Below are 353 nucleotides of genomic sequence, written 5' to 3'. Positions count from 1 at the left end.
CCCTGATCATTTTTATGTTGGTGGTCAGTGTGGTGCTGTGGTGGACGGCCAACCATCACCTTGTTCCTGAAGAATCAGGTGAAGAGATGGAAGGTGCTCCACAACAAAGGCAAAGGGCAGCGCTTCACAAAGAGCGCTGGATAGACATGCTCATCGAGCGCGTTACTGCCTGCCTTCTGTTGGTGGCGGTCATTCTGCTGCTCGTCTTCGACATTCGTTAGGGCATGAGGCGATGTGAGCAAGGGGCCTACCAACTCAGTACCGGACAACTTTGGTTTAGGGCTGTTGTAGACGGGGAAAACCGTCGATCTCCCTGTTGTCCCTCGACAGGCACAGCCAAAAGCGGTGTGTTG

At 53.8% G+C, this 353-nt stretch carries 1 protein-coding gene; it reads left to right on the top strand.

Annotated features, from left to right (window positions below; all coding sequences use genetic code 11):
* Nucleotides 1–221: hypothetical protein (locus GUI70_RS22800; protein ID WP_161884534.1), on the top strand; the 221-nt coding region annotated here is incomplete at its 5' end.
* Nucleotides 222–353: the final 132 nt, after the last annotated feature.

It is taken from the genome of Deinococcus alpinitundrae (assembly GCF_009982895.1).
Classification (GTDB): Bacteria; Deinococcota; Deinococci; order Deinococcales; family Deinococcaceae; genus Deinococcus; species Deinococcus alpinitundrae.
The sequence above is the reverse complement of the archived record's forward strand: the minus strand, read 5'-3'. Positions and strand labels throughout refer to the sequence as shown.